18 protein-coding genes are annotated in these 13,449 nt (G+C 37.3%); 8 read left to right on the top strand and 10 right to left on the bottom strand.

What is annotated here, in order from left to right:
• The first annotated feature begins 8 nt into the window (after positions 1-8).
• The 4 genes from AN957_RS09370 to AN957_RS09355 are packed head-to-tail and all read left to right on the top strand — an operon-like array spanning position 9 to position 2,576.
• Positions 9-302 (top strand): thiamine-binding protein, encoded by a 294-nt coding sequence (locus tag AN957_RS09370; protein ID WP_053475339.1) that lies wholly within the window; start codon positions 9-11, stop codon positions 300-302.
• A complete protein-coding gene (locus tag AN957_RS09365; protein WP_053475338.1) occupies positions 299-1,066 on the top strand; it encodes an ABC transporter permease in 768 nt (255 codons plus the stop codon). The genes AN957_RS09370 and AN957_RS09365 overlap by 4 nt, the downstream gene beginning before the upstream one ends.
• Positions 1,063-1,806 (top strand): ABC transporter ATP-binding protein, encoded by a 744-nt coding sequence (locus AN957_RS09360; RefSeq protein WP_056683634.1) that lies wholly within the window; start codon positions 1,063-1,065, stop codon positions 1,804-1,806. The genes AN957_RS09365 and AN957_RS09360 overlap by 4 nt, the downstream gene beginning before the upstream one ends.
• The gene (locus AN957_RS09355; RefSeq protein ID WP_053475336.1) at positions 1,803-2,576 is read left to right on the top strand and encodes a TatD family hydrolase; all 774 of its coding nucleotides are present in this window, start codon (positions 1,803-1,805) and stop codon (positions 2,574-2,576) included. Before AN957_RS09360 ends, AN957_RS09355 begins: the two co-directional genes overlap by 4 nt.
• 58 nt (positions 2,577-2,634) lie before the next feature.
• Here AN957_RS09355 and AN957_RS09350 read toward each other — a convergent pair whose 3' ends face one another.
• The 6 genes from AN957_RS09350 to AN957_RS09330 form a co-directional block, all read right to left on the bottom strand.
• Entirely contained in the window at positions 2,635-2,784 is a 150-nt protein-coding gene (locus AN957_RS09350) for a YjcZ family sporulation protein (protein WP_056683631.1), read from the bottom strand.
• Between the two features lie 45 nt (positions 2,785-2,829).
• Positions 2,830-2,946, bottom strand: a complete 117-nt coding sequence (locus tag AN957_RS26770) for a YjcZ family sporulation protein (protein ID WP_075209117.1) — start codon at positions 2,944-2,946, stop codon at positions 2,830-2,832.
• A gap of 225 nt (positions 2,947-3,171) precedes the next feature.
• Entirely contained in the window at positions 3,172-4,707 is a 1,536-nt protein-coding gene (locus AN957_RS09345; protein ID WP_056683629.1) for a flotillin lipid rafts scaffold protein FloT, read from the bottom strand.
• A 15-nt stretch (positions 4,708-4,722) separates the two neighbouring features.
• On the bottom strand, positions 4,723-5,247 hold the full coding sequence (locus tag AN957_RS09340) for an NfeD family protein (RefSeq protein WP_053475334.1): 525 nt from the start codon (positions 5,245-5,247) through the stop codon (positions 4,723-4,725).
• 139 nt (positions 5,248-5,386) lie between these two features.
• On the bottom strand, positions 5,387-5,701 hold the full coding sequence (locus tag AN957_RS09335; protein WP_053475333.1) for a metal-sulfur cluster assembly factor: 315 nt from the start codon (positions 5,699-5,701) through the stop codon (positions 5,387-5,389).
• Between the two features lie 126 nt (positions 5,702-5,827).
• The gene (locus AN957_RS09330; protein ID WP_056683626.1) at positions 5,828-6,571 is read right to left on the bottom strand and encodes a hypothetical protein; all 744 of its coding nucleotides are present in this window, start codon (positions 6,569-6,571) and stop codon (positions 5,828-5,830) included.
• A gap of 177 nt (positions 6,572-6,748) precedes the next feature.
• Here AN957_RS09330 and AN957_RS09325 point away from each other — a divergent pair, with 177 nt between their 5' ends.
• The gene (locus tag AN957_RS09325) at positions 6,749-6,985 is read left to right on the top strand and encodes a helix-turn-helix domain-containing protein (RefSeq protein WP_053475331.1); all 237 of its coding nucleotides are present in this window, start codon (positions 6,749-6,751) and stop codon (positions 6,983-6,985) included.
• A 91-nt stretch (positions 6,986-7,076) separates the two neighbouring features.
• Positions 7,077-7,274: an alpha/beta-type small acid-soluble spore protein gene (locus AN957_RS09320; RefSeq protein ID WP_053475330.1), complete on the top strand. Its 198-nt coding sequence runs from the start codon at positions 7,077-7,079 to the stop codon at positions 7,272-7,274.
• Between the two features lie 49 nt (positions 7,275-7,323).
• On the opposite strand, the gene AN957_RS09315 is transcribed toward AN957_RS09320, so the two are convergent.
• On the bottom strand, positions 7,324-8,451 hold the full coding sequence (locus tag AN957_RS09315) for an amidohydrolase (RefSeq protein WP_053475329.1): 1,128 nt from the start codon (positions 8,449-8,451) through the stop codon (positions 7,324-7,326).
• 111 nt (positions 8,452-8,562) lie between these two features.
• Here AN957_RS09315 and AN957_RS09310 point away from each other — a divergent pair, with 111 nt between their 5' ends.
• Both AN957_RS09310 and pepT read left to right on the top strand, forming a co-directional pair.
• Positions 8,563-9,045, top strand: coding sequence for a hypothetical protein (locus AN957_RS09310; RefSeq protein WP_053475328.1), 483 nt, complete (start codon positions 8,563-8,565; stop codon positions 9,043-9,045).
• 96 nt (positions 9,046-9,141) lie between these two features.
• Positions 9,142-10,380: a peptidase T gene (pepT, locus tag AN957_RS09305; RefSeq protein WP_053475327.1), complete on the top strand. Its 1,239-nt coding sequence runs from the start codon at positions 9,142-9,144 to the stop codon at positions 10,378-10,380.
• Between the two features lie 82 nt (positions 10,381-10,462).
• Here the strand turns inward: pepT and AN957_RS09300 are convergent, their stop codons facing one another.
• From AN957_RS09300 to AN957_RS09290, 3 genes are all read right to left on the bottom strand, one after another.
• Complete coding sequence (locus AN957_RS09300; protein ID WP_053475326.1) at positions 10,463-11,644, bottom strand: NAD(P)/FAD-dependent oxidoreductase; 1,182 nt, start codon at positions 11,642-11,644, stop codon at positions 10,463-10,465.
• A gap of 36 nt (positions 11,645-11,680) precedes the next feature.
• The gene (locus tag AN957_RS09295) at positions 11,681-12,124 is read right to left on the bottom strand and encodes a helical membrane plugin domain-containing protein (protein ID WP_053475325.1); all 444 of its coding nucleotides are present in this window, start codon (positions 12,122-12,124) and stop codon (positions 11,681-11,683) included.
• Positions 12,125-12,449: 325 nt separating this feature from the next.
• Positions 12,450-13,388 (bottom strand): COX15/CtaA family protein, encoded by a 939-nt coding sequence (locus AN957_RS09290; protein WP_056683623.1) that lies wholly within the window; start codon positions 13,386-13,388, stop codon positions 12,450-12,452.
• Between the last annotated feature and the right edge of the window lie 61 nt (positions 13,389-13,449).

The following is a 13,449-nucleotide window of genomic DNA, read 5'->3' as shown; positions in this document are numbered from 1 at the left end:
GTTAAAGTATGGCTAATGCATTAGTAAGTATACAAATCATACCAAAAACTAAAAACGGTGAGGATGTCATTCCCTACGTTGATGAAGCAATTCGTGTAATTGATGCGTCAGGAGTTAAGTATGAGGTTCACCCGCTGGAAACAACTATGGAAGGTGAATTAGAACAATTATTAAGAATCATAGCTGAAATGAACGAAAAAATGATCGAAAAAGGGAGCAGAAATGTCATTTCGCAAGTAAAAATTTTATATCAGCCTTCAGGAATTGAAATGAACGATTTAACGGAGAAATACCGTTCATGATAAACAATTTATTAAAAGGATGGAGACCGGCTCTTGTTCTCCTCCTTTTATTCATTATTTGGGAAATGGCAGTTAAACTAGCTGATATTCCTGCGTGGCTTCTCCCACCACCAACAGATATTCTTAAAGAAGCAATAGAAGGCTGGGGAAATTTTCATGAGCATCTGCAATCAACAATTAAACTTTCGTTGCTCGGATTTGTCATCGGCTCAAGTGTTGGACTGCTGACAGCTATTATCCTTCATCTTATTCCAATGGTTAGAGAATCAATCTACCCTTTGCTGATTTTATCACAGAATGTACCAATCATCGTTCTTGCTCCCCTATTGGTTATTTGGTTTGGCTTTGGCTTAATGCCAAAGATTATTGTCATCACACTTGTCTGTTTCTTCCCCATCACTGTTGCTGCTTTAGATGGGTTTAGACAAACACCAAATGAACTGAAGCATTATATGATGATGGCTGGTGCTAATCGAAGACAGCTTTTCTGGAAGCTTGAGCTTCCTTTTTCCTTGCCAGCTATATTTTCTGGTTTAAAGATTTCAGCTACATATAGCGTGATGGGAGCAGTCATCTCTGAATGGCTCGGAGCCAAATCAGGAATTGGTGTATATATGACGCTTGCTTCCTCTTCCTTTCGAACGGATCGTGTATTTGTTGCTATATTATTTATTATGATATTAAGTCTTTTATTATTTTTGCTCATTCTGCTGGCAGAGCATTTTCTAGTCCGCTGGAAAAGAATGGAGGCTGAAAGAAAATGAGTTTACTTTCAATTGAAAATGTCTCGAAAAGGTTTGGAGAAAACGAAGTTATCCGAGGATTAAGCTTGGATGTGAAAGCGGGTGAATTCGTCTCTATCCTTGGACCGTCTGGCAGTGGAAAAAGTACGATTTTCAACTTAATTGGAGGGCTGCTAACTCCAGATGAAGGAACGATTCGATTACAAAAAGAGAGCATTATTGGAAAGCGCGGTTCCATTAGCTATATGCCGCAAACCCCCTCATTGCTACCATGGCGCACGATTCTCCATAATGTATTATTAGGTCAGGAGCTTCAAGGGAATATCAATCGAGAGAAAGCCATTGAAATGATTGAAAAGGCAGGACTGAAAGAATATATACATTCCTATCCGCATGAATTATCAGGAGGAATGAAACAGCGAGTGGCATTTATTCGTGCGCTCTTAAGCCCGCAGCCTATCATTCTGCTGGATGAACCTTTTTCCGCTCTCGACGAATGGACAAGGCTCGGTATGCAAAAGTGGCTTCTCGATATTTGGGATTCGCATAGACCAACCATCCTCTTTGTTACCCATAATATTGAGGAAGCACTTTTCCTTTCGGATCGTATTTTTGTTCTTTCTCACCGGCCATCACATGTTATTTCTGAGCTTAAGGTTCCTTTTAGCCGCCCGAGAAATGAAGAGCTTTTACTTGAAAATCGTTTTTTGGAAAGCAAGAGAACGATTCACTTTGCATTAAAAAGGAGCAATAGAGAATGAAATCAATGATCGATTCCCATATTCATCTTGATCATTATAAGGATGAAGAAATTGAAGCGATTATCTCGAGTTCCCCAACCATTCAATCCTTTATTTCTGTTTCATATGACATAGAATCTGCAAGGAGAAATCTTTTATTATCTGAAAAATATTCAAAAGTGAAGCCTGCTTTTGGGTATCATCCTGAACAGTCATTACCGAATGAAAATGAGCTGGCAAATCTAATAACTTGGATAGAATCAAATAAAGAAAAAATGGTTGCCATTGGTGAAGTAGGACTTCCCTATTATTTACGAATGGAGGCAGGCGATCCCTCTTTTCCACTACACGGCTATATCGAGCTATTAGAAGCCTTTATTATCCTCGCTAAAAAGTGGGAGATGCCCATCGTGCTTCATGCCGTTTATGATGATGCCCCTGTCGTTTGTGATCTTTTAGAAAAACACTCGATTGAAAAAGCTCATTTTCATTGGTTTAAAGGGGATAGCAAAACCATACAGCGTCTCATAAGAAATGGCTACTTTATTTCCTTCACTCCTGATATTGTTTATGAAGAAGAAATTCAGGAAATTGCAAAAGTGTTCCCAATTGATCAAATCATGGTCGAAACGGATGGACCTTGGCCATTTGAAGGACCATTTCAGGGTTTAGTTACCCATCCAAAAATGATGAATGATTCAGTTTCCTTCCTGTCCAAGCAAAAAGGAATGTCAATACAGGAGGTTTACCGTCAACTGTATCATAATACAAAATGCTTTTATTCACTTTAAAAAGTTACTTAAACAACAAAAAAAGCAGGAATTCTTCTCCTGCTTTTTCTAATACTAATTATCTAAAACAAGCTGCGCCTACAATGATTAGAAGGATGAAAAGAACAACGATTAAGGCAAAACCACCGCCGTATCCAGCTCCTCCGCCGTATCCAGCTCCTCCGCCGTATCCACAGCAACCATAGCCATAGCCGCCGTATCCATACATACACGATCTCCTCCTTGCTGTCCTATAATTCATATTTTCCTATTATTAATATCCGTAACCACCGTAACCCCATGAAGCACCAATGATAATCAATAGGATAAACAATACGACAAGTAGAGCGAAGCCTCCACCGTAACCAACGCCTCCACATTCATTTCCCATGTTCAAATACCTCCTTTGTTTGTTTCCATATATCCTATTCATTTACTCTAGATTGTGCGATAGACGAATGCACAATTTTAGGTAGAATCCCCATAAATAAAGAGGGATCCATATGAAAAGGCCCCCTCTAAATAGATGTATTTCTTCGTTTTTATTACTTTTTTATCATTAAAAAATGGGCTATTTATACCTCTTAAAGAGAAATATGTCTATACTATTTTCCCTCTATTGCAATTCACTTTTATCTTCTTCTTGCTTATTATCCTTCAATTCCAACTTTAAATGTTCGATGCTTTCACGAATATTCGATTTTCCTGAGAAATTTTCCAATAGATCTTTTACATCAATACCCGAAGAAGCTTTCAAGCTTTCCTGCAATGTAGCCATAAGGTTCGTTGCATAGCCAGTAACTTTATTCGCACCGCCATTTTTTCCATCACTGCCTGTATCAACCACTGTAATTTTATCAATGTTTGATAGCGGGCTTGCCACTTGTTTCGCGTATTCTGGGAGCATAGTTAAGACCATATCCATGATTGCAGCTTGACCATACTGCTCAAACGCTTCAGCTATTTTTCGCTTCGCTTCTGCTTCAGCAAGACCTTTCAGACGAATGATTTCAGCTTCTGTTTCACCTTGTGCACGCTGTGAGTCTGCTTTTGCTAATCCATCCGCTCTCACGCGCTCAGCCTCAGCCTTTGCTTGTGCTTCAATTCGGTACTTATTGGCATCGGCTTCAGCAAATTGCTTCTTCTTTTCTGCTTCCGCTGCCTGCTCTACTGCATAGCGATCCGCATCTGCCTTTTTCTTCACTTCAGAATCGTATTGTCGTTCTCTTCTTAAAATCTCTTTTTCTTCTAATTCGATTTGCTTTTGACGCTCGATAATTTTAATTTGCATTTCTTGTTCGGTTACTTCCTGTTTGGCACGAGCTGTTTCAAGATCATACGCTTGGTCTGCACGAGCTTTAGCAATATCCTGATCCCTGCGGTAATCTGCCATTTTCATTTGGTTTTCTTTTTCCGCTTCAGCAATTTCTGTCGCTCTCTCAAGTTCAGCCTTTTGTGCATCCTTATCAGCTTCAGCACGCTTAATTCGAGTTTCTTTTTCCGCTTCAGCTGTTGCAATATCAGCATCCCGTTTCACTTGTGCAATTCTCGGCTTCCCTAATGAATCAAGATAGCCGTTTTTATCACGGACATCTTTAATGGTGAAGGAAACGATAATCAGACCCATTTTTGCAAGGTCCTGTGAGGCAACCCTTTGAACTTCTTGAGAAAATTTATCCCGGTTTTTATAGATTTCTTCTACTGTCATCGAACCAAGAATGGAGCGTAAATGACCTTCGAGTACTTCCTTTGCTTCATTTTCTCTGTCTTCTTTCTTTTTTCCAAGAAATTGTTCTGCTGCAGTGGCAATTTCCCCTATTGAACCGCCAATCTTTATTATTGCTGTTCCATCAGCCATGACTGGAACACCCTGCTCTGTATACACCTCAGGGGTGGAAACTTCTAGTTTGCTAGAAAGTAAGCTTAACGGTTCTGCCTGTTGAAATACCGGCAGTACAAATGTTCCTCCACCCCTAATAATCTTAATTTTGTTCCCGGATTCATCCACATGAACATTTTTACTACCTAGGTAGCTTCCTGTTACGATTAAAGCTTCATCTGGTCCAGCTGTGCGATATTTCGTAATAAAAACACCCAGTAAGGCAATTAATAAGAATGCAACAATCCCAACGATAATCCAAATTTGAAGCATTGTAACTCCCCCTATCTAATATTCATTTTGAGGTACTACATAAAGAACCCCATCTTTCACATCGATAACAAGAACCTTTTGTCCTTCACCAATGCCTTTATTATCAAAGCTAGCAGCAGGCTTTGAAATTCTGCCGCTATAGCTTTCAATCAATATTTCTCCAAAGCCATCCTCTGGAATTGGGATTATTACCGAAGCTATTCTTCCTTTTAAAGATTCTTCCGTATAAACGAGTGATTCTTCTGTATTGGCTAATGGAATAAGAACAAAAACATTTAGTAAAGTATCTAAAACAACTGAAGCGATTGCGGCAATGATAAGTATAAGTACACTATTCATCCCAGTAAGGACTTCCAATAAATAGCCAATTGCTGACAAAAAGGTTAAAAAAGCTAACACTAGAACTGGATGGAGAAACCCTGCAGCCTCAGATAATCCTTCCACCATATCACCAAAAAACAAGTAAAGGATAATTAAACTACCAGAAACAATAAGTACATAGAGATAAAGTGTATGAATAGGCAAGCCAAAAAGTTCCATTATATCACATCCCTTCTTTATCTATTATCAGATATATTTGGTTTAATTTATATACGTATAAGCAGTACAAAAGTTTCAAAATTCTAACAAAATAAATAGGCACTAAGAATATTCATTCTTAGCGCCTGCTTTTATCTTATTATCTGTGGATACCAAGTGCGAGCTGAGCGTATCGCGACATTCTATCCTTTGTCCAAGGCGGACTCCAAACAATATCTACATCTACCTTGCTGATTTCTGCAATATTATCTAAAATGGCACTTTTGACCCCACCAACGATTTGTCCAGCCATTGGACAGCCCATTGATGTCATAGTCATGACAATATGCACATTATTTTCTTCATTAATATTTACTTCATATATCAAACCTAAATTTACAATATCTATGCCCAATTCTGGATCAATTACTAATTCCAGCTCTTCATAAATTTTTTCTTTTAGAGCGCTGTTCATTAACTTACCTCCTCGATTCGAATAACATGAATTATAATTGAAATTTATTATCATTATAGAAAATAAAAAAAGACAAAGCAGTGAATCGCGTCACACTTTATCTCTTCATTTATAATAGTCATTGAATTAGTTTAGTACTCTTAGAGTCTGTTTTGCAAATTGGGACAAATACTTTGTATTTAATCGGCTATGCTGGGAGATTAAATAAGCTGACTGGGTTGCGTTTTCTTTTCTTAATGTATTCAGTGCTTTAATCATCCCTTCAGCAGTTTCAATTCCAATCCCATGGCCAAAATATAGTCCATTTCCCAAATAAACGGTATTCTCCCCTGTCCAAACAGGATGATCATAATCAGGATTATAAAAATATACGACATCTCCAGGAATAAAGTCTCTGCCGACTGTTGTAATGATACCTAAATCACGATCATAATTCCAGTCCCAAACAAGAAGCCGCTGGAACAACGTATTGAAATAGCTTGTCGAGATCGAATCGAGTACCGCTTTATAATAAATGATTACAATGGCTGTTGAACATTCAAATGCATATTCATTACTATTTATAAAGATATCATTAATTGCATCAGATGGCAGAACGGACGGATTTAACAAGTACCCGTATTTTATCTTTTTCCAAATTTCCGGGTTGAATTTAGATGTTTGAAATGGAGCAAAAGCCACATCGCTTTCATGAAGTTTTCTAGCTGTCCGTATGATATTTTCTCTTAATTGGAGGTCAAATAGCAATTCATGGAGAGAACCGTACATATGCTGCAATGGACTGTTCTCTAAAGCAAGGTAAATCTCTCGCTTTATCCCTTGAAAACGGCCAACAGCTGGTTTTAATCCATAATCGCTAAGAACGATCATTTTTTCCCCAGCCCTTCCATAAGGTTTTATTTTACCTTATGGGATTCTATCCAGGTTGGTTCCAATAACAAGTCGTTCGATAATACTTTTCCACTGTTGGGAATAGAATTTACTTTACAAAAGATTGATATAAATGCTAACTTAATAAAATAATCTTGTTTTTAAAAAGGTGAGAACATGAATAAAGAAATTATAAAATTCATACGTGAAAGCTATAATATGACACAACGAGATTTTGCTAAAATTGTTAGTTGCAGTTTTTCGCTAATCGCCTTAGTAGAAATTGGTAAAAGACGAGTAACATCTAACTTAGAAAGTAAAATTAAAGTAGCTTTCGATTTAGATGATCAACAGCTGCAATCAATCGCTTCTCTTGTATCAGAGTTCAGCAAAGGCATTCCGCCCTTTATGTAGACGTGTGATGAATCAAGGACCCTAATATCGGTTATGTTAAATGCGAGCAATCATTTAGTTGCTCAAATAATCGTGGTGGGAGTGATGTATCATGGCAAGAAACAAACTTTTAGTACCCGGTGCTGAAAATGTATTGGATCAAATGAAGCAAGAGATTGCGGGTGAGTTTGGTGTTCAGCTAGGTGCTGATACGACCGCACGAGCTAATGGCTCTGTCGGAGGCGAGATGACGAAACGTCTAGTCGCGATGGCTCAGGAGCAATTAAAAAATCAACAAGGGCAATCTTGATGATTTTTTGGAAGAGACCCTTTAAGGGTCTTTTCCTTTTTCCCAACTATTATAATTGATCCGCTTCTACTAACAGCTTCACTAAGATCTTTGTCCCATAGATCAATGCTTCTTGATCAAATGACATATTTGGATGATGCAAGCCTGGACTTAAATCACAGCCTAAACCAATCATTGTCGCTGCAATAGTAGGATTTTTCAACGTATAAAAATGAAAATCCTCTGCTCCCGGAGATTTGCAAATCGGCTGCAGATTTTCTTCACTAAGTACAGAAGTAATTGCCCTTTCAGCTAATTTAATAGCTTCGTCATTCTTTATTGCTGCTGGAGAATACTCCGCAAGACTAAAATCAATGTCAGTCTCCGTCAGATTAGCAATGTTCTTAATCGTATGTTCTGATTGTTTAATTAATTTTTCCATCGTTTCATTTGTTTCTGCTCTTAAATCAAATGTAAATCTAGCAGATTCTGGTATTAAATTTGAGGCCTCTCCCCCATGCAGCTCAGTTATTTTAATTGAATAAGGAAATTCATCCTTTAAACGAATTTGTCTAATTGCTTGGATTAACAGCGCAACTGCTTCGAGCGGGTTATTCCCTTCTTCCGGCCGGGCTGCATGTGCTTGCAATCCTTTTATCACTCCCTTAATACTAACGGTTGAACCGTGGAGAATAACGGGAGATGCTTTTTGATATGGAACCTCAAAGCTTGGGCGCACATGAATGCCTCCAAGAAATTTCACATTTTCTAGCACACCTTCCTCCATCATTTTAAGGGCACCTTCTGCTTTTTCTTCAGCTGGCTGAAAAATAAACCTAATCGTATGAGTAAGTTGTGTTTTTGTTTTTGCAAGTGCAAGTGCCGTAAATAATACCATTGTACTATGTGCATCATGTCCACATGAATGATTTGCCCGAACCATTCCATCCACTTCCTGCACTAACGCATCCATATCCGCACGAAGCGCAATTACATCTGCTTTTTTTCCTGGTATTTCTGCCACCAGCCCATAATGACCGAGAAACGTCTGGACACTAATACCCACATCTTCAAGCAGCCCTTTTATATATTTGGAGGTGTTCTTCTCCTTCCAGCTTGGCTCTGCAAGTAAATGAAGCTCTTTATAAGTTTGCAAAATAAGTTTTCGTTCTTGATCAATAAACAAAATCGGATCCAATTATGTATGCCCCCTAGTCGAAATAGTCAAATAAATCAATAACATCATATACAAAAATGAATGCTTTTGAAAGAAAAATGATATAGTTAAAAAAAGGGCTGGAGGGGGAATATGATAGCTAGATGGCTTACAATTAATGTAATTACTGTCATAATAATAATTTTCTGGAGCCTATATCAAGGGTATGATTCAAACTATATTTTAATCGGAAAAATGATTGCACAAGCTGCATTTATTTTATTTTTAATCAATGTAAATATGTATTTTGTATTCCTGCTTATTCGCAAAAGCAAGGTAAGAAATGTTAAAGTAAAGCTTGCAAAAATTTCAAAAAGGATGATGAAATATCATATTCCTATTGCCGTAACAGCAACCTCACTAATTATTATACATACAGCTATTATGATATCTGTTGAATTAGATCACCTTTGGAAGGCAAAAACAACAAGCGGTGCACTCACCTTAGGCATATTGCTGCTGCTATTGTATAGTGGATTATTGCGCAGATGGAAGGCATCAGGAAAAAGGAGAAGGTTTCATTATGTAATGGCCTTTGTATTTCTTGGTCTTGTTTTTATCCATGTCTTTATTTAATAAGGATTCATCATCACCACAGTACGACGAGACAATAAAAGCTAAAAAATTATGATAAAATAAACTTGAGTTACAATTAAAGGAGATGTTCATAAGGTGAAAAATGAAATAATTGAACGATTTACTACCTATGTAAAAGTTGACACACAATCGAATGATGACAGTGAAACATGTCCTTCCACACCAGGACAACTAACCTTAGGGAAAATGCTCGTAGAAGAATTAAATTCAATTGGCATGCACGAAGTAACGATGGATGACAATGGGTATGTAATGGCAACCCTTCCTGCAAATACGGATAAACAAATCCCAACAATCGGATTCCTCGCACATCTAGACACAGCAACAGACTTTACAGGATCAAGTGTAAAACCGCAAATCGTAGAAAACTATAGTGGAAACGACATCATCTTAAATAACGATTTACATATCGTCCTTTCACCGAAGGATTACCCTAATTTAAGCAAATATAATGGCCATACATTAATAACAACGGATGGCACGACCCTACTTGGTGCTGACAACAAAGCTGGCATCGCAGAAATTATGACTGCAATGGCCTACTTAATCAATCATCCTGAAATTAAACACGGAAAAATTAGAGTGGCTTTTACTCCAGATGAGGAAATTGGCAGAGGACCCCATAAATTTGATGTAGAAGCATTCCAGGCGAAATATGCCTACACTGCTGATGGCGGCCCACTTGGTGAACTCGAATATGAGAGCTTTAATGCGGCAGCTGCCAAAATTACAATTAAGGGGAATAATATTCACCCTGGTACAGCTAAAGGGAAACTGGTCAACTCCGCAAAAATCGCCATGGAGTTCAACAATAAACTGCCAGTTGAAGAAGCACCTGAATATACAGAGGGCTACGAAGGATTTTTCCATCTATCCTCTATTAATGGAGATGTTGAGCAAACCGTTTTAAACTATATTATTCGCGATTTTGATAGAGAAAACTTCAATAATAGAAAAGCAATGGTCGAGAAGATTGCTAATGAACTCCGTGATATATACGGACAAGAGACAATAATCTTAGAAATGAATGACCAATATTATAATATGAAGGAAAAAATTGAACCCGTAAAAGAAATTGTCGATATTGCCTATGAAGCAATGGAAAGATTAGACATTAAACCGATCATCAAGCCGATACGCGGTGGCACAGACGGCTCCCAGCTTTCCTATATGGGGCTTCCAACACCAAATATTTTCACTGGCGGCGAAAACTATCATGGCAAATACGAATATATTTCTGTTGATAATATGGTGAAAGCAACGAATGTGATATTGAATATTATTCAGATTTATGAAGAGAAGGGCGAGATTTAAATTTAGTATATATTAAACAAAATAGAACCAGTTTACTGCATCTTATCATGCTGTAGACTGGTTCCTTCTATATATACTATTTTTAGTAAGCTAAGCTGAATAGTGCTTTAATATGTGATAAGTATCGAACGTTACTTGCTTCTTTCATTAATGTAGCAGGCATGCCTTTTAGAGAAGTATTGTTTGCACCAATTGTTGCAACCGCATCTTTGCGTCCAAGGCTAGCAAGCGTACCAGAGTTAACTGGTGCAAATGCTTCAAACGTTTTATCTTGAAGATATGCATATAAATTGTAACCAACAAGTTCTCCCATCTGCCATGCATTTTGAGCAGTTGGAGCGTATGGACGACCACCTTCTGCTGGGAATGCAACAGCACTATCACCAACAACAAATACATCATTATGTGAAGTTGATTGTAGGAATTCATTCACAGTTGCACGGCCACGGTCACATGCAAGACCAGATTCTTCAACGATAGGAAGAGCTTGGATTCCGCCTGTCCATACAAATGTATTAGCAATGATTTTTGTACCATCTTTTAAGTCGATCTCATTACCGCTAACATTTGTTACAGGAAGACCAGTTAAGAATTCAACACCACGCGCTTCAAGGCTTGCTGTTGCACGTTCAATTAAGTGATCTGGCAATACTGGAAGAATTTTTGGACCTGCTTCTACAAGCTTGATCTTTAATTCTTTTGGATCTACGCCATAGTTTTTAGCGATTTTTGGCATATTATCAACAATCTCGCCAACTAATTCAACACCTGTTAAACCGCCGCCGCCGATTACGATCGTTGCATCTGCTTCATTTTTTGATTTCGCATATTCACGAATTTTGCCTTCAATATGATTGAAAATATTGTTTGCATCATCAACTGATTTTAAAACCATGCTGTTTTCTTCAAGTCCTGGGATACCGAAGTAACCTGTTTTACTGCCTAAAGATACAACAAGAGCATCATAAGTTAAAGTAGAACCGTCAGAAAGCTTCACTTCTTTATTATCTACAGAGAATGATTCAACTTTAGCAATTTTAAGATCAATATCTTTTCCTTTGAAAAGCTTTTCTAATGGCATAGAAACAGCTTGTTCAGAAATTGTTCCACCAGCAAGACGGTGTAGTTCCGTAATGATTTGGTGTGTTGGATATTGATTTACTACTGTAACATAAGCTTCATTACTATCTAAATATTTACGAACAGTTAGAGCTGAAAGAAGTCCGCCGTAACCTGCACCTAGAATAACAATATGTTTCGTCATTATTTTCCCCGTCCTTACTTTGTTGTATAGAAAGAATTATTTTTGGTTGCTGCGTTCTGAAGAAATTTCAAGATAAGCTGTTATAAAACGGAAAAGTTTCTGTGCTTGTGGGTCTTTAATCATTTTTAAAAGACCAAAAAGACCGATTACTTCATGGCTTTCTTCTGCACGATCCTTTGCTTCAATGGCAGTTGCAGCAATACTTTTCACGGAATTTTTAACAGGATCTACTATTTCTTTAATAGCTCCAACAGTATCATTCTTTAATACATCATCAGTTGCAACTGATTGAGCAAAGTCATAAGACTTATTCAATACATTAAGAAGTTCAGTTAGTTTTGGCAGCTGATCAACTAAGGCTGTTAATGATTCTTGAACTTCTGGTTTTAACAGCTGATCAAGGATATCTTGTCTTTCACGATTGGATGACATTTCGAAATGTTCTTGTTCTGGCTTTGTTTGAGTAAGCGTAGCTGTCATTTTCTATTCCCCTTTGCATCTAAAAATATTTTGAAAATAATAAACTGAAAGGAAATTGTGACTTGTGTGATATTTCACAAAAAAGTTCAAAAAAAATTCACTTGCTTGCTTCCTATCAGTTACCCCTTAACTACTATACTCCTATCTTTTAAGAATTTCAAATACATATTTAAAAATATTATCATTACTATTAACTTACAATTCTAGATTAATAATTATCCGCTTAATGATAAGTTTAATAACGAATTAAAATACATCCCTGGCTCATTCAAAAAAAAAAAGCTGGTCCATTATTCTGGAGCAGCATTTTTTCATAGTTATATTTTCACATCTGACTTTTATTATTTTCATTCACTGCTATTCTTGGCTTTCTTGTTAATGGCATATGAATTCCTGCAAAGGCTCTTGCCTCATATACGAAACCGAACAATGCGGTTCCAATCGCCAAATGCAGTACAGCCCATGGGATATCAAGATAAGATATGACTGTCAATACTCCGATTAGCAGTTGCAGCAACACTACTAATAATGCAATGAATAAGCGATTTTGCATAGCCACACCCCATCTTTTTGAAAACGCCCAAAAACTGATCAGCAAAAGATAGATAGTAGATATGACCGCTAATACTCTATGTACCGTTTGAAGAATTTCTTGTAATGTATTTGGCAGAAGTGAATCCCCACATGTTAGCCACCCGCATGCTAATCCGTAAGATTCATGTTTAATGTAGGCGCCAAAAACGAGAGTTAATAGTAACAGGATTAAGACAATATTTAAATGATTGATTATTTGTTTACGTTTTTCAATATTAATAGAAACCGTATGAATTTTTTCCTTCGATTCCTTCATACTCGTGCTCCTCCAAAGCCAGATAAGGCTAGCAAGGAATATCATGGCAACTAATAAATGTCCTGTCACGACAATAGCAGGCAGATCAAGAATGACAACTACAGCTCCAAGAAGAATTTGTACAGTTAATAAGAATATCATTCCCCATGCAACTGAACGAATAGTAGTATTTGTCTGTGACCGAATAATCTTAACAAATAACAGTACCGCCATTATTCCGAGAATGGCCCCTATCACTCGATGAGCAAATTCAATTAACGTATCTCCTTGTAAAATGGGGATAACAGCTCCGTTACATAACGGCCATTCTGGACCACAGCCCATGCCAGATTCTGATGAGGCTACATACCCTCCAAATACAATCAAAAGATATGTCAATAAAATAGTAAAGAACGCTAATCTACCGCGATTCAATAAATACACCTCTCTCTTTATTAAAAAATTTAGAATTTTAATTTATTTTAATAGAGAAAAA

It is taken from the genome of Cytobacillus solani (assembly GCF_001420595.1).
Taxonomy (GTDB): domain Bacteria; phylum Bacillota; class Bacilli; order Bacillales; family Cytobacillaceae; genus Cytobacillus; species Cytobacillus solani.
The sequence above is the reverse complement of the archived record's forward strand: the minus strand, read 5'-3'. Positions and strand labels throughout refer to the sequence as shown.